The organism is Tistrella mobilis (assembly GCF_041468085.1).
In the GTDB taxonomy this organism is placed as follows: domain Bacteria; phylum Pseudomonadota; class Alphaproteobacteria; order Tistrellales; family Tistrellaceae; genus Tistrella; species Tistrella mobilis_A.
The window spans coordinates 4,127,501-4,146,836 of record NZ_CP121017.1 but is presented as its reverse complement, the minus strand read 5'-3'; the positions used below and the strand labels follow the sequence as shown (position 1 = coordinate 4,146,836).

At 68.3% G+C, this 19,336-nt stretch carries 15 protein-coding genes (1 of these 15 only partly in view); 12 read left to right on the top strand and 3 right to left on the bottom strand.

Features of this window, described 5'->3' with window-relative positions:
* The first annotated feature begins 8 nt into the window (after positions 1-8).
* The 3 genes from P7L68_RS24175 to P7L68_RS24165 are packed head-to-tail and all read left to right on the top strand — an operon-like array spanning position 9 to position 3,179.
* Positions 9-683, top strand: a complete 675-nt coding sequence (locus tag P7L68_RS24175) for a response regulator transcription factor (protein WP_372002378.1) — start codon at positions 9-11, stop codon at positions 681-683.
* 10 nt (positions 684-693) lie between these two features.
* The gene (locus P7L68_RS24170; RefSeq protein WP_372002376.1) at positions 694-2,082 is read left to right on the top strand and encodes a sensor histidine kinase; all 1,389 of its coding nucleotides are present in this window, start codon (positions 694-696) and stop codon (positions 2,080-2,082) included.
* Entirely contained in the window at positions 2,079-3,179 is a 1,101-nt protein-coding gene (locus tag P7L68_RS24165; protein ID WP_372002374.1) for an ABC transporter substrate-binding protein, read from the top strand. The genes P7L68_RS24170 and P7L68_RS24165 overlap by 4 nt, the downstream gene beginning before the upstream one ends.
* 26 nt (positions 3,180-3,205) lie before the next feature.
* Here P7L68_RS24165 and ubiG read toward each other — a convergent pair whose 3' ends face one another.
* The gene (ubiG, locus tag P7L68_RS24160; protein ID WP_372002372.1) at positions 3,206-3,958 is read right to left on the bottom strand and encodes a bifunctional 2-polyprenyl-6-hydroxyphenol methylase/3-demethylubiquinol 3-O-methyltransferase UbiG; all 753 of its coding nucleotides are present in this window, start codon (positions 3,956-3,958) and stop codon (positions 3,206-3,208) included.
* 220 nt (positions 3,959-4,178) lie between these two features.
* Between ubiG and P7L68_RS24155 the strand changes: the two genes are divergently transcribed.
* From P7L68_RS24155 to P7L68_RS24120, 8 genes are all read left to right on the top strand, one after another.
* Entirely contained in the window at positions 4,179-5,399 is a 1,221-nt protein-coding gene (locus tag P7L68_RS24155; protein WP_372002370.1) for an aspartate kinase, read from the top strand.
* 213 nt (positions 5,400-5,612) lie between these two features.
* The gene (gene ptsP, locus P7L68_RS24150; RefSeq protein ID WP_372002368.1) at positions 5,613-7,883 is read left to right on the top strand and encodes a phosphoenolpyruvate--protein phosphotransferase; all 2,271 of its coding nucleotides are present in this window, start codon (positions 5,613-5,615) and stop codon (positions 7,881-7,883) included.
* 270 nt (positions 7,884-8,153) lie between these two features.
* Positions 8,154-9,407: a helix-turn-helix domain-containing protein gene (locus tag P7L68_RS24145; RefSeq protein WP_372002366.1), complete on the top strand. Its 1,254-nt coding sequence runs from the start codon at positions 8,154-8,156 to the stop codon at positions 9,405-9,407.
* 159 nt (positions 9,408-9,566) lie between these two features.
* Complete coding sequence (gene ispG / locus P7L68_RS24140) at positions 9,567-10,706, top strand: flavodoxin-dependent (E)-4-hydroxy-3-methylbut-2-enyl-diphosphate synthase (RefSeq protein WP_372002364.1); 1,140 nt, start codon at positions 9,567-9,569, stop codon at positions 10,704-10,706.
* A gap of 95 nt (positions 10,707-10,801) precedes the next feature.
* Positions 10,802-12,046, top strand: a complete 1,245-nt coding sequence (hisS, locus tag P7L68_RS24135) for a histidine--tRNA ligase (protein WP_372002362.1) — start codon at positions 10,802-10,804, stop codon at positions 12,044-12,046.
* Positions 12,047-12,056: 10 nt separating this feature from the next.
* Positions 12,057-13,145, top strand: coding sequence for a peptide chain release factor 1 (gene prfA, locus P7L68_RS24130; protein ID WP_372006945.1), 1,089 nt, complete (start codon positions 12,057-12,059; stop codon positions 13,143-13,145).
* Positions 13,142-14,038: a peptide chain release factor N(5)-glutamine methyltransferase gene (gene prmC / locus P7L68_RS24125; RefSeq protein WP_372002360.1), complete on the top strand. Its 897-nt coding sequence runs from the start codon at positions 13,142-13,144 to the stop codon at positions 14,036-14,038. The genes prfA and prmC overlap by 4 nt, the downstream gene beginning before the upstream one ends.
* 196 nt (positions 14,039-14,234) lie before the next feature.
* Positions 14,235-15,464 carry a DUF4167 domain-containing protein gene (locus tag P7L68_RS24120; RefSeq protein ID WP_372002358.1) on the top strand — a complete coding sequence of 410 codons (1,230 nt, stop codon included), beginning with the start codon at positions 14,235-14,237 and terminating at the stop codon, positions 15,462-15,464.
* 99 nt (positions 15,465-15,563) lie between these two features.
* Here P7L68_RS24120 and P7L68_RS24115 read toward each other — a convergent pair whose 3' ends face one another.
* Complete coding sequence (locus P7L68_RS24115) at positions 15,564-16,334, bottom strand: MOSC domain-containing protein (RefSeq protein WP_372002356.1); 771 nt, start codon at positions 16,332-16,334, stop codon at positions 15,564-15,566.
* 239 nt (positions 16,335-16,573) lie between these two features.
* Here P7L68_RS24115 and clpB point away from each other — a divergent pair, with 239 nt between their 5' ends.
* Positions 16,574-19,171: an ATP-dependent chaperone ClpB gene (clpB, locus tag P7L68_RS24110; protein ID WP_372002354.1), complete on the top strand. Its 2,598-nt coding sequence runs from the start codon at positions 16,574-16,576 to the stop codon at positions 19,169-19,171.
* 102 nt (positions 19,172-19,273) lie between these two features.
* On the opposite strand, the gene P7L68_RS24105 is transcribed toward clpB, so the two are convergent.
* On the bottom strand, positions 19,274-19,336 hold the 3' end of the coding sequence (locus P7L68_RS24105) for a peptidoglycan DD-metalloendopeptidase family protein (protein ID WP_372002352.1). Its footprint extends 1,311 nt past the window's final position; only the last 63 of its 1,374 coding nucleotides appear in the window; its start codon lies off the right edge, out of view — the gene reads right to left on this strand; the stop codon is at positions 19,274-19,276.

The window sequence follows — 19,336 nt, the reverse complement described above, 5'->3', positions numbered from 1 at the left end:
AGAGCGCGATGCGTATCCTGTTGGTGGAGGACACCCACGACGTCGGCGAGGCGATCTGCCGGCGGTTCGAAGCGATCGGTCACAGCGTCGACTGGGAGATCGATGGTGCGGCGGCGGCCGAGATCCTGGACTTCACCGACTATGCGCTGGTGATCCTGGATGTGATGCTGCCCGGGCTCGACGGCTTCGAGATCCTGCGGCGGCTGCGGCGGGCCGGGAACACCACGCCGGTGCTGCTGCTGACTGCGCGATCCGAGGTGGAGGACCGGGTGGGCGGGCTCGATCTCGGCGCCGACGACTATCTGGTGAAGCCGTTCGATTTCCGCGAACTCGAAGCCCGGGCCCGCGTGCTGATGCGCCGTACGGCGGGTGAGGCGACGAATTTGCTCACCTGTGGCGACGTGATCATCGATCGTGCCGCCCGGCAGGTCCGGCTCGGCACCCGCGAAATCCCCCTTAAACGGCGGGAGATGACCCTGCTCGAACTCTTCGCCGCCCGGCCCGGACGGGTCTTCGGCAAGGACGAACTGCTCGACCAGCTGTTCGGCTTCGGCGAGGGGGCGAACCCCAATGCCATCGAGCTGTATGTCGGCCGCCTGCGCAAGAAGCTGGAGGGGGCGAAGGTGCGCATCGTAACCGTGCGGGGGGCCGGCTATCAGCTGGTGACCGATGACCAGGTCTGAGACGGGGGAGATGCGCCCCTCTCTCGCATCCAGACTGATGCTGCGCATCGGCGTGCTGCTGGCGGCCGGCGCGGTCATTCTGGTCACCGCCGCCTGGTACTATGCCCGCGCGGCGGCCGATGACGCCTATGACCGGCTGCTGGTCGGTGCCGTGTTGCAGATGACCGAGAGTCTTGCGGTGGAAGAGGGCGAGCTTACCGTCTCCCTGCCGGTTTCGGCCTTCGAACTGCTGGGGCTGGCCGGCCAGGACCGGATCTTCTATCGGGTGATCGATACCGACGGCCGCACGTTGACCGGCTATGACGACCTGACGCTGCCGCCCGCCGCCGCGGAGGTCGCGGGTGATCAGCCACTGGTCACCGGCGGCCGCCATGGCGGGGAAGCGGTGCGGATGGCGGTGGCCGTGCGTCGCCTGACCGATTCTGCCATCAGCGGCACTGCGCGGGTGGTCGTGGCGCAGACCGAGCGGGCCCGCCGGGACCTCGCCCGTGAACTCACGCTTCGGGTGGTCGGGCTGGTGGTGGTGATGGCGGTGGCGGCGGTGGCGGCCACCATGCTGGCGATTCGCTATGCGCTCCGCCCCGTGCGGGGCATGGGCGAGGCGCTGGGCCAGCGCGATCCCCATGACCTGACACCGCTCTCGCCCGAGGTGCCGCGCGAACTTGCGCCCTTCGTGGGATCGATCAACCATTTCATGGGACGGCTGGATCAGCGGGTGGGCGGCTTGCAGCGTTTCATCGCTGATGCCGCCCATCAGATCCGCACTCCCCTTACGGCACTCTCGGCGCAGCTGGACCTGCTGGAGCCCGCGGTCGCAGGAGAGGACGGGCGCCGGCATCTCGCCCGGGTGCAGGACCGGCTGCGCGAGCTGTCGCGGCTGACCAACCAGCTGCTCAGCCATGCCATGGTCATTCATCGTGCCGACGTGGTGCAATTGAAGGCGCTGGATCTGGCCGAGGTGGCCCGCCGCGCCTTCCGCTCGGCGATCCCGATCACCATCGATCATGACACGCTCGTCTCTTTCGATGCGCCCCAGGGGCCCGTGATGGTGCTGGGCGATCCGGTCAGCCTGCGCGAGGCGGTGGCCAACTGCATCGACAATGCATTGACGCATGGCGTGGTCTCGCGGCTGGAGGTGCGGGTTGTGGCCCGCGACGGCCGGGCGATGATCGAGGTCGAGGATGACGGCCCGGGCATTCCGGAAGAGGACTGGCCGCATATGCTCCAGCGCTTCGCCACCACCCGCGCCGGCGATGGCGGTACCGGCCTCGGCTTTGCCATCGCCGCCGAGGTGATGGCGGCCCATGGCGGAGAGCTTGGTTTCCGCCGGGTGGAGGCCGGCGGTTTCGTGGTGGTCGCGGCCCTGCCGCTGCTGCCGGGCAAGGGAGGGCAGGCATGATCCGCCGGGCGTCTGCGATTGCCGCACTGGCCTGGGCTCTGCTCGCCGCTGTGCCGGCGGCGGCCCTTGAAGGCGAGACGGTGGTCTTTGCCGCCCCGACGGTTGAGACCGACCGGCTGGTGATCCATGCCGCGACGGATGTGACGGCGATGACGCCGCTGATCCGGGATTTTCAGACCCGCAATCCCGGCATCACGGTCGACTATATCGAATACGTCAGCAATGATCTGCAGGCGGCGGCGATCGCAGCCTGTTCGGCCGGTGAACCACTCGGCGACCTGCTGATTTCACCCTCGGTCGACCAGTTGCTGAAGCTTGCCAATGACGGCTGCGCGCTCGCCCATCTTTCGCCCGAGACTGAGCGGGTGCCCGACTGGGCCAACTGGCGCAACGAGGTCTTCGGCTTCTCGATCGAGCCTGCGGTCTTCGTCTACAACGCCCGGCTGGTGCCCGAGGCCGAGGTGCCGCACACCCATGTCGAACTGGCCGATCTTCTGCGCCGGCGGATCGACCGCTATGCCGGCCGTGTCGGCACCTATGACATCCGGGTCTCTGGCATCGGCTATCTCTTCGCCTTCAACGATGCCCGACAGACCACCACAATCTTCGGCCGGCTGCTGGAAAGCCTGGGGCGGGCCTCTGCGGTGGTGCGCTGCTGTACCTCCGAGGTGGTGGGAGAGGTGGCATCGGGCCGGCTGCTGATCGGCTACAACATGCTCGGCTCCTACGCTTATGCCGCGGCCCGGGCCGATCCGTCGATCCGGGTCGTGGTGCCGACGGATTATGCGCTGGTGCTGGCCCGCGGCGCCCTGATCCCCGCACATGGCGCACGGCCGGATCTCGCCCGGCGCTTCCTCGACTACCTGCTGTCGGCCCGCGGTCAGGAGGTGGTGCGGAACGAAGCCTTCTTTTTCTCCGAGGCGGGGCCGATGCCCGAGGGCGTCGTCGGGCCGCGGGCGCTCGACGACGGTGGCGTTGCCCGGCCGATCCGGATCGGTCCGGCCCTGCTTGCGGTGCAGGATGCGGCGCAGCGTCGCCGCTTCATCCGCGACTGGAGCCGGTCGATGGTCGAGATGGGGGTGCCGCCTGCGCCATGATCCGTGATGTGACGGGCCGCCGGCGTTCAGCCCGGCTTGCGAGCGGCGATGAAGTAGTTGATGCCGAGCGATCCGCCGGTCCGCCAGCCTGCCACTGGATCCCGATTCAGCCCCACCGCCTCGAACGGCCTGAGACCGGCATTGCGCAGGCCACGGGCGAGCTCCGAGGGGCGCAGGAATTTGCGCCAGTCATGGGTGCCGCGCGGCACCCAGCGCAACGCATACTCCGCCGCCACGATCGCCCCCAGGAAGCTTTTGGGCGTGCGGTTGAGCGTCGAGGCGATCAGCACGCCGCCGGGCTTGAGCAGGCGGGCGGCGCTGTTGAGGAAGAGGTCCGGATCGGCGACATGCTCCACGATTTCGAGGGTGAGCACGACGTCGAAGGCTTCGGTCTCGCCTGCGGCGACCAGGTCTTCGACGGCCGCGGCACGATAGTTGATAGCGAGGCCCGCATCGGCTGCATGTGCGGCGGCGACGGCGATGTTGCGCGCCCCGGCATCGAGGCCGGTCATCGTCGCTCCAAGCCGTGCCAGGGGTTCCGAAACCAGACCGCCGCCGCAGCCGATATCGATGATCGCGAGGCCGTCGAGCGGGCGCATGCCGTCGGCCGGCCGGTTCAGCGCCTTGCAGACCGTGTCCCGGATATAGCCGATCCGGGCGGGGTTGAGCGCATGGAGCGGCGCGAAGGGACCCGCCGGATCCCACCATTCCTCGGCCATCCGGGTGAAGGTGTCGATCTCGCGGGCGTCGACGGTTCCGGCGGCGGGGGCAGAGGTCATGACCTGAATTTTCCTCGGGCTCGGCATCGGCTGGATCACCGGTGCGCATCCTTGCACGGCCCGGCAGGGGAGAGTATGAATATGCGCCCTGCAAGCGACAAGGGCTTGACGGCGGCGGCATTCGCGGAAACGGCCCGAAAAAACGGCCCTCACACCAGAAAACGGCCCTGATCTCCTGCCTTGCCCGGCGGGATCGGCCGACACGACGGAGCGGACCCACATGGCGCGCATCGTGATGAAGTTCGGCGGCACTTCGGTCGGCGACATCGAGCGGATCAAGAATGTCGCCAGGCGCGTCAAATCCGAGGTCGATGCCGGCAACGAGGTGGCCGTCGTGGTCTCGGCAATGGCCGGGACGACCAATCAGCTGGTCGCCTGGTGCCGTGAGGCCGATCTGGTTCACGATGCCCGCGAATACGACACCGTGGTCGCCTCGGGCGAGCAGGTGACCGTCGGCCTGCTGTCGATCGCATTGCAGGCGATTGGCGTCCATGCCCGGTCGTGGCTGGGCTGGCAGATCCCGATCCGCACCGATGATGCCCATGGCCGCGCCCGGATCGAGGCGATCGAGGGTGGCGAGCTGATCGCCCGCATGGGCCGCGGCGAGGTGCCGGTGGTCGCCGGTTTCCAGGGCGTGTCGCCCACCGGCCGCATCACCACGCTCGGCCGTGGCGGCTCCGACACGTCGGCCGTGGCGCTGGCTGCGGCCCTCAAGGCAGACCGCTGCGACATCTACACCGATGTCGACGGCGTCTACACAACTGATCCGCGCATCGTTGCGAAGGCGCGGAAGCTTGATAAGATCACGTTCGAGGAAATGCTGGAGATGGCCTCTCTCGGAGCGAAGGTCCTGCAGACCCGCTCGGTCGAGATGGCCATGAAGCATGGTGTACGCGTACAGGTTCGCTCCACCTTCTCGGACGCGCCCGGCACCCTGGTCGTTGACGAGGACGAGATCATGGAACAGAAGCTGGTGAGCGGCATCGCGTACAGCCGCGATGAGGCCAAGATCACCCTGGTGCGTGTGCCCGACCATCCGGGCATTGCAGCGCATGTTTTTGGCCCGCTTGCCAAAGCCGGCGTCAATGTCGACATGATCGTCCAGAACGTGTCGGAAGACGGCCGTGCGACCGACCTGACCTTCACGGTCGGCAAGGCCGATATGGAGCGGGCGCTGAAGGTGCTGGACGACGCCCGTGCCGAGATCGGCTGCGAGCGCATCGACAGCGACCCCAACGTCGCCAAGGTCTCGGCCATCGGCGTGGGCATGCGCAGCCATGCCGGCATCGCCTCGCAGATGTTCGACGCGCTGGCGCGCAAGGGCATCAACATCATGGTGATCTCGACCTCCGAGATCAAAATCAGCGTGCTGGTGGCCGAGGAGTATACCGAGCTGGCGGTGCGCGCCCTGCATGCGGAGTATGGTCTGGATGCCGCCTGATCGGCCGGCCGCGCGGCCCGACGCGGAGATGACCCGCGGCGAGAATCGGGGCCGCTCAAGGCTTGACCAGATGTGGCGCCGCGACACGGCGTCCGGGAAGGTGTGCCCTGCGCGCGCCTTCGGTGCCGTGTCGCAAATTTCCGTGCACCTCCCGGTGCCGGCACGTCGGTTGGCTGCCCGTGGCGGCGACCGCCTGATACTTGCGGACGGAACATGACCGCGCCGGCGTCGGCCATCCCGGGACCGCGCCGCCTGCTCAGGCGGCTGCGCGACGTCATGGCCGCGCCCGGGACCGCGCAGTCCCGTCTGAACCAGGTCGTGCTGGTCATTGCCGCCGACATGGTTGCCGAAGTGTGCTCGATCTACGTCCGCCGCGCGGGCGACGTGCTCGAACTCTTCGCGACCGAAGGCCTCAATCCCGAAGCCGTCCATAAGACCCGTCTGCGGGTAGGCGAGGGCCTGGTCGGTCATATCGCCGCCCAGGCGACCGCGCTTTCGCTCTCCGACGCGCAGTCCCATCCCGATTTCGCCTACCGGCCCGAGACCGGCGAAGAGATCTATCACTCCCTGATGGGGGTGCCGATCCTGCGCTCCGGGCGGGTGGTCGGTGTGCTGGTGGTCCAGAACCGCACCCGGCGCAACTATGCCGAGGAGGAGCTTGAGGCCCTCCAGACCGTCGCCATGGTCCTGGCCGAGCTCATCGGCGCCGGCGATCTGGTCAACCCATCCGAGTTTCTGGAGGCTGAAGGCAATGCCACCCTGCCGCAGCGCGCCGAAGGCGTGCGGCTGGCCGATGGTGTTGCGATGGGCATCGCGGTGCTGCATCGCCAGGCGATCGAGGTCCGCCAGCTGGTGGCCGAAGACCCCGATGTCGAGGCGGAGCGTCTTGCCGATGCGCTGGAGCGGCTCAGAGCCTCGGTCGACCGCATGCTGGCGCGGCCGGATATCGCCATCGGCGGCGAGCATCGCGAGGTGCTTGAGACCTATCGGATGTTCGCCCATGACCGGGGCTGGATTTCGAAGATCAATGATGCGATCCGCAACGGCCTGACTGCCGAGGCTGCGGTCAAGCGCACGCTCGACGACATGCGTGTCCGGCTGAACGCCTCGGGCGATCCTTATCTGCGCGAGCGGGTGCTGGACCTGGAAGACATTGCCGGCCGGCTGCTCAACCTGCTGAATGGCGAGCCGGAGCCCCAGACCCGTCAGCTGCCCGACGACATGGTGGTCGTGGCCCGCGCCATGGGGCCGGCGGAGCTGCTCGACTACGACCGGACCCGTCTGCGCGGGCTGGTGCTGGAGGAAGGCTCGGCCACCGCCCATGTCGCGATCGTGGCCCGCGCGCTCGACATCCCGGTTCTTGGCCGGGTCGACGGGGCGCTCAGCCGGATCACGCCCGGCGATCCGGTGATCGTCGATGCGGACAACAACCAGCTGATCATCCGGCCGGGTGAGGATGTGGTCGACGCGGTGCAGCTGACGCTGGCTGCCCGCGCGGAACGGAAGGCTGCCTTCGCCGCCCTGCGCCACATGCCTTCGATCACCCGCGACGATGTGCGGGTGAACCTGCTGATGAATGCGGGTCTGCTTGCCGATATGGGCATGCTGGCCGAAAGCGGGGCGGAAGGCATCGGCCTTTATCGCACCGAATTGTTCTTCATGGTGCGATCGCAGATCCCCGATGTCGCAGCACAGGCGGATCTCTACGCCCGCGTGCTCGACCAGTCCGGGGAGAAGCCGGTCTATTTCCGCACCCTCGATGTCGGCTCGGACAAGCAGCTGCCCTATTTCAACCACCGTCCGGAAGAGAACCCGGCGATGGGCTGGCGCTCGCTGCGCCTGACGCTCGATCGCCCGGCGATGCTGCGCCGCCAGGTGCGGGCGCTGCTGATGGCGAGCGCCGGCCGGCAGCTGAACATCATGTTCCCGATGGTGGCCGAGGTGGCGGAATTCGATGCGGCCCGCCGGCTGGTGCAGATGGAAGTGGCGCGGGCCCGGCGCCAGCACCAGCGCCTGCCCTCGCAGGTGCGTGTGGGGACCATGCTGGAAGTGCCGGCCCTGGCCTGGCAGCTGAAGCCGCTGCTGGAGCGGGTGGACTTCATCTCTGTGGGCTCCAACGACCTGCTCCAGTTCTTCTTCGCCTGCGACCGCGGCAATCCGGAACTGGCCGATCGCTACGACCTGCTCTCACCCGCGGTGCTGGGTTTCCTGCGCAATCTGGTCGGTGCCTGCGCCCGTGCCGATGTGGAGCTGTCGCTCTGCGGCGAAATGGCCAGCCGGCCGCTGGAGGCGATGGCGCTGATCGGCCTGGGCTTCCGCCGGATGTCGATGCCGGCCGGTGCGATCGGGCCGGTGAAGGCGATGGTCCGCAGCCTCGACCGTGGCCAGCTGGCATCCTATATGGATACGCTGATCGATCTGCCCGACCACTCCGTCCGCGACCGCTTGATGGCTTTTGCCCACGATCACGGTATCGCGATCTGAGAGCGGTTTCCGCTGGTTTATCCCAGGCTTGAGCTTCGGGGCAGCCGGCCCGGCATCCGAGGCCTCCCCTTGCGCTCGGGCGCGACGGGGAGTAGGGTCTGCGCAATTCGGCACCGCAAAAACAGAGGGTGCGTCCGCTGCGCACCGCCATCCGGCCGCGCCGGCGGCGATGACGTCCGCATTGACGGCCGCCTGCCCCTGCCCCACCTTGAAATTCGCGCGGGTGCCGCCTGCATCCTGACCCTGCGACCGGAGCGATCGAGACAGCCGATGGCGCGCCAAACGTCCAACAGCAGCCGCCTGCACCTCTACGACGTGAACGCCGGAGAGGCCGGCGGGTCCGGTGGTGGCCCCACCGGCGGATCCGGCGATTACGCCGGCGTTGGCGCGCTGTTGAAACGCGAGCGCCTGCGTCAGGGACACGACATCGCTCAGGTTGCAGACCAGCTGCGCATCCGCCGTCTCTATCTGGAGGCACTGGAAGAGGGGCGCTATGCCGAGCTGCCGGCGCCCGCCTATGTGATGGGCTTCCTGCGCTCTTATGGTGCCTTTCTCGGCCTGGATGTGCCGGAGCTGCTGCGGCGCTACAAGGCCGAAGGGCAGCATGTGCCCCAGGCCAATACGCTCGATTTTCCGACGCCGGCCGAAGAAGGCCAGATGCCGCGCTTCACGGTGATCGTGGTCGCGGTCGTGCTGGCCGTGATCGCCTATGGCGGCTGGCGCTATTTCGGCGAGACCCCGAACCAGATCGCCGACACCGTCGCCGAGGTTCCGGCCTATCTGCTCCAGTCGGGTGGTGAAGGGCGTGACGCTGCCCAGGTCGGTGCCGGCACGACGGCAGGTCAGACGGCGACCACCGCCGACGACCGCGCCGCCGCCGAGGTGACCGATCGTCAGACCGAAGAGACGGAAGCCACCGAGGCGGCACCCTCGGCATCGGCACCGGTGACATCTTCTCCGGCGGCCCAGGCGCCGTCCGCCGCCCGGACATCGACCACTCAGGCACCGACCACTCAGGCACCGACCACTCAGGCACCGACCACTCAGGCACCGACCCCGCAGGCACCCGCTGGCCGGGCGCCTGCGGCCCAGACCCCGGCGCCTGCCACGGCTGCGCCGACCGCGCCGACTGCCACGGCCTCGTCGCCTTCCGCCGCCCAGCCGCCTTCCACCCCGTCGCCTGCGACGCAGCCCCCTGCGGCCCAGGCCACCCCTGCGCCCGCAGCGCCGGCCACGGGGCCTGCCGCGCCGACGTCAGGCAGCGGCATCCGGATCGTTGCCACCGCCGACAGCTGGCTGCAGATTCGCGCACCCGGTGGTGCCACCGTGTTCAGCCGCATCCTGCGGGCCGGTGAGACCTATGACCTGCCGGCCGATGCAATGGGCGCCAGCATGATCACCGGCAATGCCGGCGGCATCGAGATTCAGGTCGACGGCCGTGCCCTGCCGCCGCTTGGTGCGGCCGGCGTGGTGAAGCGCAACATCGTCCTGGACCGGCAGGCGCTGCAGGCATCGGCGGGCTGATCGGCCGGTCCTCGTGTCGGCTCCGCCTCCGCGGCCTGCATCCCTGGCCTCACGTCCATGAGCCTTGCCGGGCATGGCTGCGGCTGATAAGTCCTTCAACGTCCGGCATCCGCGGCCATCTCTGCCGTCCGCGGGCCATGATCAGCGACGGAAGCCATCATGACCGTCAGAGCCTATCGCCATATCGAGCGGCGCCAGAGCCGCAAGATCCGGGTCGGTCCGGTCGAGGTCGGCGGCGATGCACCGATTTCGGTGCAGACCATGACCAACACCCAGACCCCGGATGTGGACGGCACGCTCGATCAGATCCGTCGGGCGGCAGAGGCCGGCGCCGATATCGTGCGGGTGTCCTGCCCTGACGAGGACTCGACCGCGGCGCTGAAGCAGATCGTGGCCGGCAGCCCGGTTCCGATCGTCGCCGATATCCATTTTCACTACCGCCGCGCCATCGAGGCGGCCGAGGCGGGGGCGGCCTGTCTGCGCATCAATCCCGGCAATATCGGCTCGGCCAGCCGCGTGCGCGAGGTGGTGAAGGCGGCGAAGGATCACGGCTGCTCGATCCGCATCGGCGTCAATGCCGGCAGCCTGGAGCGGGAGCTGCTGGAGCGCTATGGCGAGCCCTGCCCCGAGGCAATGGTCGAGAGCGCGCTCAACCACATCCGCATCCTCGAAGAGAACGATTTCTTCGAGACCAAGATCAGCGTGAAGGCCTCCGACGTCTTTCTGGCGGTTGCGGCCTATCAGGGGTTGGCGGAGGCCTGCGACTACCCGCTGCACCTGGGCATTACCGAGGCGGGAGGGTTGCGGTCCGGGACGGTCAAATCCTCGATCGGCCTCGGCATGCTGCTCTGGTCGGGTATCGGCGACACCATCCGGGTTTCGCTGTCGGCCGATCCGGTCGAAGAGGTGAAAGTCGGCTACGACATCCTGAAGAGCCTGGGGCTGCGCCGGCGGGGGGTGACGATCGTCTCCTGTCCCTCCTGCGCCCGGCAGCGTTTCCAGGTCATCGATACCGTCGCGAAGCTGGAAGAGCGGCTTGGCCATATCACCGTGCCGATCTCGCTGTCGGTGATCGGCTGTGTGGTCAACGGACCGGGAGAGGCGCGCGAGACCGAGATCGGTGTCACCGGCGGTGGCGGCCATCATCTGGTCTACATCAACGGCGCGCCCGACCATAAGGTCAATGACGACCGGCTGATCGATCATATCGTCGAACTGGTCGAGGCCCGCGCCGAGGCGATTGCCGCCGGCGATACCGCCATGACCACGCTGAAGCGCAAGGTCGCAGCCGAAGGCTGATCCTTCCAAGCCCGACGCCCAAGCCCGACGCTTTCCCTTCAAGCGACGCTTCCCCTCGAAGACAGTCCAGAACCTGCCTGACGGAGACCCCAGCCTTGGCCAAGCTGCAGCCGGTGCGCGGCACCCACGACATCCTGCCCGACGAGATGCCGCGCTATCGCAACGTCTTCGATGCGGTGGCCGATGTCGGCACCACCTACGGCTATGGCGAGATCGCGACCCCGATCTTCGAGTTCACCGAGGTGTTCAAACGTACCCTGGGCGACACATCGGACGTCGTGACCAAGGAGATGTACACCTTCGCCGATCGCGGCGGCGAGGGGCTGACGCTTCGTCCCGAAGGCACGGCCGGTGTCGCCCGGGCGGCAATTTCGGGCGGATTGCTGCAGCAGGTGCCGCTCAAATATTTCTACCGCGGCCCGATGTTCCGCTACGAGCGCCCGCAGAAGGGCCGGATGCGCCAGTTCCACCAGATCGGCGTCGAACTGTTGGGCGTGCCGGAGCCGACCGGCGACATTGAGGTCATCGCACTTGGTGCCGACATCCTCGATCGGCTGGGCGTGCTGGGCGACACCATGCTCGAGATCAACACGATCGGCGATATGGAGAGCCGCAACGCCTATCGGACCGCCCTGGTCGCCTATCTGGAAGGCCATATCGACCGCCTGTCCGACGACAGCCGCGAGCGGCTGCACCGCAATCCGCTGCGGGTGCTGGACAGCAAGGATGCCGGCGATCGCGAGGTGGTGGCGAACGCCCCCCGTTTCGACGACTATCTGACGCCCCATGCGGCCGATTTCTTCGCAACCGTGCTGGCCGGGCTCGACCGGCTGGGCATCCCCTACCGCCGCAATGTCTATCTGGTGCGCGGGCTCGACTATTACTGCCACACAACCTTTGAATTCGTGACCGACCGGCTGGGTGCCCAGGGCACGGTCCTGGCCGGCGGCCGCTATGACGGCCTGATCGGCCAGATGGGCGGCGCCGAGACCCCCGGTGTCGGCTGGGCGGCCGGCGTCGAGCGGCTGTCGCTGCTGGCAGAGCCGCCGGCCGCCACCGTCCGGCCGGTGGCGCTGGTGCCGCTGGGGCCCGCTGCCGAAGCGGAGGCCATGGTTCTGGCCCGCCGCCTGCGCAAGGCGGGTATCGTGGTCGACCTCGGCTATGGCGGCAATCTGAAGAAGCGCATGAAGCGCGCAGACCGGGTCGGTGCCGCGCGGGCCGTGATCTTCGGCGATGACGAACTCGCCCGGGGGGCCGCAAAGCTCAAGAGCCTGGACGACGGTGCGCAGACCGAGGTGGCGCTGGCCGATCTCGTCGATCGTCTCGCTGCCCGGGGCTGACCTTCAGGTCATGTCGCTTCAGGCCAAGCTCGATCAGGTTCTGCGCCGCCATGAGGAACTGGCGGCGCGGCTCGCCGACCCGGCCGTTGCCGGGTCGGGCGACTATGTGCGCCTGTCGCGTGAATTCGCCGGACTGGATGAGCTGGCCCAGGCGGTGCGCCGGCAGCGTGAGGCCGAGCGCGAACTGGCCGAAACCCGTGCGATGGCCGGCGACCCGGCTGCCGATGCCGAGATGCGGGCGCTTGCCGAAGAGGAGTGCCGCAGCCTGGAAGCCGAATGCCAGGCGCTCGACCGCTCCGTCCGGGTGATGCTGCTGCCGCGCGACGAGGCCGATGACCGCAGCGCCATCCTTGAAATCCGGGCCGGTACCGGCGGTGAGGAGGCGGCCCTGTTCGCGGCTGACCTCTTCCGCATGTACCAGCGCTACGCCCAGGAGGCCGGCTGGCGGGTCTCGCTGCTGCAGGCGACCGCGAGCGATCTGGGCGGCTTCCGGGAAGTCGTCGCGGAGATTGAGGGCGCAGGCGTCTATGGCCGGCTGAAATTCGAGAGCGGTGTCCATCGTGTGCAGCGCGTGCCCGAGACCGAAGCCCAGGGCCGCATCCACACATCGGCGGCAACGGTCGCCGTCCTTCCCGAGGCGGAAGAGGTCGACATCGCCATCGACGCGGCGGATCTGAAGATCGACGTTTTCCGGTCCAGCGGTGCCGGCGGCCAGCACGTCAACACCACCGACAGCGCGGTCCGCATCACCCATTTGCCGACCGGCATCGTCGTGGTGCAGCAGGATGAGCGGTCCCAGCACAAGAACCGGGCCAAGGCGCTCAAGATCCTGCGGGCGCGCCTGTTCGAGCAGGCCCGAGATGCGGCGGCCGAGGCACGTGCGGCAGAGCGGCGCGGCCTGGTCGGATCGGGCGATCGATCCGAGCGGATCCGAACCTACAACTTCCCGCAGAACCGGGTGACGGATCACCGCATCGGTCTCACCCTCTACAAGCTCGACAAGGTGGTGGCGGGTGAGGCGCTGGGCGAGCTGATCGAGGCACTGGTGACCGAGGATCAGGCCGCCCGGCTGGCGGCCCTGGACGAGACCGGCGCATGAACGGGGCAGGCGGCGGTGACGCGGATGCCCTGCGTCGGATGCTGACGGTCCGGCTGGCAGACATCGCCGGCGCGGATGCCGGCCTTGAAGCGCGGTTGATCGTGGAGCGGGTGACGGGGCTGGACGCGGCGGGCCTGCTGACCCGTGGCCATCTGCCGGTTTCGCCGGGCGCGCGCAGCGCGGCCGAAGCGATGCTTGCGCGCCGGCTCGCCCGTGAACCGCTCTCCCAGATCCTCGGCACCCGTGGCTTCTGGACCATCGACGTCGATGTCACCGCCGATGTGCTGACCCCCCGGCCCGATACCGAGACGCTGATCGAAGCCGTGCTGGATTTCGTCGATGACGATGGTCGAGGACGTGGTCATCCCTGGCGGATTCTGGATCTCGGCACCGGTTCGGGCTGTCTGCCGGCGGCTCTGCTCACCGAACTGCCCGAGGCTCGCGCGGTTGCGGTCGACCGTTCCCAGGCGGCCGCGCGGGTGGCGCAGGGCAATCTGGCGCGGATCGCGCCCGGCCGGGCGGCGGTGATCGTCGGTGACTGGGCAACCGCGCTTTCGGCTGCTCCCGGCCACGTATTCGACTTGATCGTCTCGAACCCGCCTTATATACCTACCAATGAAATCCGGACCCTGGATCCGGAGGTTGCGCGGCACGAGCCACATCTTGCCCTTGATGGCGGCGATGATGGTCTTGAGGCATATCGGGCCCTGGTGCCCGTGATTGCACGCCTGCTGCACCCCGACGGGTTCGCATGTGTGGAAGTCGGACGAGGACAGGCGCGGGATGTGGAGCGCCTCTTCGGCGACCTGGGATTGACGACATCCGTCAGGAATGATCTGGGCCGCATCGGACGCTGCGTGACTGCGCGGCACGCCGCAGCGGTGGCGCCCTGAGCGATACGGGACTTCGGCTGCGTCGCCTGCGATCGGCCGGCGGTTTCCGGTCTCTGGCCCGGTCATGACAGCCCTGCGGAGAGGGCGCAAAAGTATTTGCCACCTGGCACATCGACGGCCCGTTCGGCCGTAACACAGAACAGATAGGACGGCTTGGACTGACATGAGGAACGGCCCGAATTCCAAGCGGACGCGCATGGGACGGCAGCAGGGTGGCGGCGGTGGTGGCGGCGGCGGCCGCCCCCGGCCGCAGCAGCCGGTCAACCGCAACCGGATCTTTGAGAGCAACGGCCCCGCCGGCAAGATCAAGGGCAACCTGTCCCAGGTCATCGACCGCTATCTTGCCGCAGCCCGTGATGCGTCGAGTTCGGGCGACCGGGTGCTGGCGGAAAGCTGCCTGCAGCATGCCGAACACTATCTGCGCCTGATGAACGGCACCCAGGACGAAAACCGTACCGACCGGATCCCGGTCCAGGATCGGTTCTCGCGTCCGGGAACGGAAACCGAGTCCGACGAAGACGACACCGAGAGCGGCGACGCCGAGGGTGACGACGAGGCCGTGGAACCGGTGGAGCGCCAGGCCCGGGGTGACCGCTTCGACCGCGGTGATCGTGAGCGCGGTGACCGTTTCGAACGTGGCAACCGTTTCGATCGTGGCGACCGCACCGAACGCGGTGAGCGCCCTGAGCGTGCCGACCGTCCCGAGCGCGGCGACCGCCCTGAGCGTGGCGACCGGCCCGAGCGCGGTGACCGTCCCGAGCGCGGCGACCGTGGTGATCGGCCTGAACGGAGTGATCGGCCGGACCGTAGTGATCGGGATGACGAGCGTGGCGGTCGTCGCCGTCGTGGTCGTCGTGGCAATCGTGGCGAGGGCCGCGAGGATCGCGAGACCGAGCGGGGCGGAGAGAGCGACCTGTTCGGTGGCGAGCAGCTGCGTGAGCGGCGCCCGGCGGGTGACCTGCCCCCGGTGCCGGCACCGCAGCCGGTTGTCGAGCAGCCCGCGCCGGCTCCGGTGGTCGAGAAGCCGATGCCGGTTGAAAAGCCTGCCGCTGCGCCGGTCGCTCCGGCGCCTGCTGCTCCGGCGCCCGTCGCCCCTGCGCCCGTCGCCCCGGCACCCGTGACCCCGGCCCCCGCGGCGTCAGCCCCTGCCGCTTCGGCACCGGCGGCCGATCAGCCGGCCGAGCCGGCTCCCGCGCCGCGTCGCCGGAGCACCAGGACCGCCGAGGCCGCGCCGGCAGATGCCGGCGAGGCAGAGGCGCCCAAGCCGCGCCGTACCCGCCGTACCAAGGCGGAGATGGCAGCGGCCGCGGAAGCAGCGGCCGCCGAGGGTGCCGCGGTGGCCGAGAAGCCGGTCCGCAAGCGTGCGACCACCACCACCCGCACCCGCCGCAAGGCGACCGATGCGGATGAGGGTGAGGCCGGCTGACGAGCCTGGTCTGCTGTCATTGTCGCCTGAACGAACGCCGCCGTCGGTTGTCCCGACGGCGGCGTTCGTGTTTCGGGGCGGGTTGTTGCCGGGGAAGGCTCAGCGGATCGTGATCGCATCGCCGGCGCGAATCGTGCCCGGCCGGGTCACCACGGTGAAGACGCCGAACTCCTTGTGACCCTGAGTGGCAGAGAGAGCCGGCAGGACCTCCAGATCCCGGATGGCGGTGCCAGGGCGGACATGAGTGGCGGCACAGCGGATGACCGGCGCCACCACCTCGACAGCCACCTCGCCGATGTCGATCGTGCGGCCGATCAGGTCGCGTTCGATCCAGGGCTCGCCGAAATCGGCGACCAGGTTGTTGCGGAAGCGCAGCGGATCCAGGGCGTCGGGTGCAAGTTCCATGGCATGGGCCAGTGCCCGGCCGCTTGCCAGATTGGTGATCGAAAGCATCTGGCGTTCCTTGTCGGTGAACGAGCCCGCCCGGGCCTTCACCAGCATCGGCGCCTTCGCCGGGGCCAGTTCCAGATGGCGCGCGACCAGCTGGCCGGCACGGATCGCGAAATCCGGATCATCACCCTGTCCGGCGATCGCCTCGCCATCCGGCAGGGTCAGCACCAGGCGATCGGTCGCGGTGTCGTAGCGGCAGGCGATCGCCGCCATGCGCGCTTCGGTCACCATCACATGGAAGGCGGCTTTCGGCCGCCATTCGGGCTGGAAGGGGTTGGGCTGGGTGCCGATCTTCGCAAAGGCAAAGCGGCGGTCGGCGGGCAGGCCGGCACCGGTCTCCAGCCGGGCTTCCGCCAGCCGGTCCACCGACAGGCTCTTCACGGGGAAGCGGTTGATGTCGATCAAGGCGCCGTCGGCCATCCCTCGGTCTCCTGGAAGGGCAGGTCAGATCCGCATCATAGCGATGCGTGAAGATGGTGCGAGGCGATCTTGCACGACTGTTGCCGGTTCACCACATGGGATGTGGGCCGGGGGCAACCGGCCCGCCCGGCGGCCGGCCGCAGCAGCGGAGGATCGCCGGGTCAGGTCGGTCGGTGCCGTCGCCACGAATGCAGGGACGTGCGCCATTCCATCGGACGATCGTCGAGGGACGCCACGGCATGAATATCGAGAGCTATACCGATCGGGCAAAAGGTTTCCTCCAGGCCGCCCAGCAGCTGGCGCAGGGCCGGGGGCACCAGCAGTTCACGCCCGAACATCTTCTGAAGGTCCTGGTCGATGACGAGCAGGGCGTGGGGCTGGGTCTGGTGCAGGCTGCGGGCGGCGATCCCGCGAAGCTGCGCGAGGCGGCGGAGCGTGCACTTGCCCGCCTGCCCAAGGTTGAAGGCAGCGGTGCCGGTCAGCTGTATCTGGCGCCGGATACCGGCCGGGTGTTCGCCGAAGCGGAAGCGCTGGCCAAGCGGCTGGAAGACGAGTATGTCGCGGCCGAGACCCTTCTGCTCGCGCTTGCCCTCGTCGACCGGACAGAGGCGCAGAAGGCGCTGGCTTCGGCCGGCGTGAAGCCCCAGGCTCTTGAAGCTGCGATCCGCGACATGCGCAAAGGCCGCAAGGTCGACAGCGCACAGGCGGAGCAGGGCTATGACGCGCTCAAGAAATATGCCCGCGACCTCACCCAGGCGGCCCGGGACGGCAAGCTCGACCCGGTGATCGGCCGCGACGAAGAGATCCGGCGTACCATCCAGGTGCTCAGCCGCCGCACCAAGAACAACCCTGTGCTGATCGGTGAGCCCGGCGTCGGCAAGACGGCCATCGTCGAGGGGCTGGCACTCAGGATCATCAATGGCGACGTGCCTGAGAGCCTGCGCAGCAAGAAGGTGCTGGCGCTGGATCTGGGGGCGCTGGTCGCCGGTGCCAAATATCGGGGTGAGTTCGAAGAGCGGCTGCGCGCCGTGCTGCAGGAGATCGATGCGGCGGCGGGCGAAGTGGTGCTGTTCATCGACGAGTTGCACACCCTGGTCGGGGCCGGCGCGGCCGAAGGCTCGATGGATGCGTCCAATCTGCTGAAGCCAAAGCTGGCCCGCGGCGAACTGCGCTGCATCGGTGCCACCACGCTTGACGAGTATCGCAAGCATATCGAGAAGGATGCCGCCCTCGCCCGGCGCTTCCAGCCGGTGATGGTCGAAGAGCCGACGGTGGCCGAGACCATCTCGATCCTGCGCGGCCTGAAGGAGCGGTATGAGCTTCATCACGGCGTGCGGATCACCGATGCCGCGGTGGTGGCGGCGGCGACGCTGTCCAACCGCTACATCACCGACCGTTTCCTGCCCGACAAGGCGATCGACCTGGTCGACGAGGCGGCGAGCCGGCTGCGCATCGAGATCGAGAGCAAGCCCGAGGCGATCGATGAGCTCGACCGCCGGCTCATCCAGCTCAAGATCGAGCGTGAGGCGCTGAAGCGTGAAAGCGATCAGGCGTCGAAGGACCGGCTGGTCAAGCTTGAGGGCGAGATTGCCGGGCTGGAGAAGCAGACTGCCGACATGACCGCCTCGTGGAAGGCCGAGAAGGGGCGGCTCGAAGATGTGCAGAAGCTGAAGGAGGAGCTGGATCAGCTGCGGCTGGAACTAGCCAATGCCCAGCGGCGGGGCGATCTCGCCAGGGCCGGCGAACTGGCCTATGGCCGGATCCCTGAGATGGAGCGGAAGCTGAAGGCGGCCGAGGAGCAGGTGAAGAGCCGGCTGCTCGACGAGGCGGTGAGCGACGGCCATATCGCGGCGATCGTGTCGCGCTGGACCGGTGTGCCGGTGGACAAGATGCTGGAAGGCGAACGCGCCAAGCTGCTGCGCATGGAGCAGGTGCTGGGTGAGCGGGTCATCGGCCAGGCGGAGGCCGTGGCGGCAGTGTCCGAAGCCGTGCGGCGTGCCCGCGCCGGTCTGCAGGATCCCCGCCGGCCGATCGGCTCCTTCCTGTTCCTTGGCCCGACCGGTGTCGGCAAGACCGAACTGTCGAAGGCGCTGGCGCAGTTCCTTTTCGACGATGATGCGGCGCTGCTGCGCATCGACATGTCGGAGTTCATGGAAAAGCACGCCGTCTCGCGGCTGATCGGCGCTCCTCCGGGTTATGTCGGGTATGACGAAGGCGGTGTGCTGACCGAGGCGGTGCGTCGGCGGCCTTATCAGGTGATCCTGTTCGACGAGGTGGAGAAGGCCCATCCGGACGTGTTCAACGTTCTGCTGCAGGTGTTGGATGACGGCCGGCTGACCGATGGTCAGGGCCGGACGGTCGACTTCACCAACACGGTCATCATCCTGACCAGCAATCTGGGCGCCGAGGTGCTGGCGGGCCAGGAGCCCGGTGCCCCGGCCGAAGATGTCCGGGCGCAGGTGATGGCGGTGGTTCGCGCGGCTTTCCGTCCGGAATTCCTCAACCGGCTGGACGAGATCATCCTGTTCCACCGGCTTGGCCGTGAACATATGGGCGGGATCGTGGACATCCAGATCGCCGATCTGGTCAAGCGGCTGGCCGAGCGTCAGATCGGCTTCGAACTGAGCCCGGCTGCCCGGGACTGGCTGGCGGATGCCGGCTATGACCCGGTCTATGGTGCCCGGCCGCTGAAGCGGACCATTCAGCGCGAGGTGCAGAACCCGCTCGCCCGCATGGTGCTGGAAGGCCGTCTGCCCGAGGGCTCGACGGTGCGGACGGATGTTCGTGACGGCGCGCTGGTCTTCGAGACCACCAGGCCGGAGGCGGCGGCAGCCTGACCGGCATCCGACCCGACCTGCGGATTAAGAAAGCCCCCGCCTGAGTGATCAGGCGGGGGCTTTTCTCGTCTGTCCGGGATGGTTCCGCGAGGAGCGGCCGGCTCACTCGGTGGAGCGCCCCGGCGTCGAGGTGGTGGTGCTGGCCAGGGTGGCCGAGGCGCTGCG